The sequence below is a fragment of the Corynebacterium sp. UMB4614 genome (assembly GCF_030217065.1).
Classification (GTDB): domain Bacteria; phylum Actinomycetota; class Actinomycetes; order Mycobacteriales; family Mycobacteriaceae; genus Corynebacterium.
The window spans coordinates 1-914 of the sequence record NZ_JASONC010000047.1 but is presented as its reverse complement, the minus strand read 5'-3'; the positions used below and the strand labels follow the sequence as shown (position 1 = coordinate 914).

At 56.6% G+C, this 914-nt stretch carries 1 protein-coding gene; it reads right to left on the bottom strand.

The features are described 5' to 3' along the window. Positions 1 to 30: 30 nt before the first annotated feature. On the bottom strand, positions 31 to 914 hold an 884-nt coding region (locus tag QP413_RS09820; RefSeq protein WP_284781589.1), incomplete at its 5' end, for an IS30 family transposase.

Below are 914 nucleotides of genomic sequence, written 5' to 3'. Positions count from 1 at the left end.
GGCGGATTCTAGGGGTCGTTGCAACATTTCCTAGCTTTCAGCTAAATCTAACAGCTCCGCCATCCGCTCCGCAGGAGTAGCAAAACCCAACGTCTTACGCGGCCGACAATTCAACCGATGAGCAACAAGCTCCAACTCCTCCCGCCCATAAACACTCAAATCCGCACCTTTCGGAAAATACTGACGCAACAACCCATTAGTGTTCTCATTCGTCCCCCGCTGCCACGGCGACCCCGGATCACAGAAATACACCGGACAATCCGTCGCAATGCTAAACGACCTATGACCAGCCATCTCTGAACCCTGATCCCAGGTCAACGACCCCCGAAGATGCTGCGGCAACGTCATAATCGCCTCCACCAGCGCATCACGCACCGCCACCGCACCATGCCCATCCGGCAAATGCAGCAACATCACATACCGCGTCGTCCGCTCCACCAACGTCCCAATCGCAGACCTTCCACCTGCACCGATAATCAGATCACCCTCCCAATGCCCCGGCACAGCCCGATCCTCAACAACAGCAGGACGATCAGCAATCATGATCATCGGATCAACAAACCGACTCCTCGCAACACGCTGACCACGCGGTTTACGCCGCGTCCGCCCCGTACGAAGGGCATGGGCCACCACCTTCTTCAACTCGCCTCTGGCCTGGCAGTACAGCTCTTGATAGATCGTTTCATGACTCACATGCATAGTCTCATCGCCAGGGAATTCCCTGCGCAACCGGCCAGCCACCTGCTCAGGGGAAAACTCCATCCGCAACCACTGCCACACCTGCTGTTTCAACCGCGGATTCGCCGCAATCTTCGACACCTTCGGCCGAAACCTCCGAAGCGTTGACTTCCGGTGCGCCTCAAACGGGCGATAAATGCCATCATCACCACTATTGCGACTAATCTCGCGCGAAA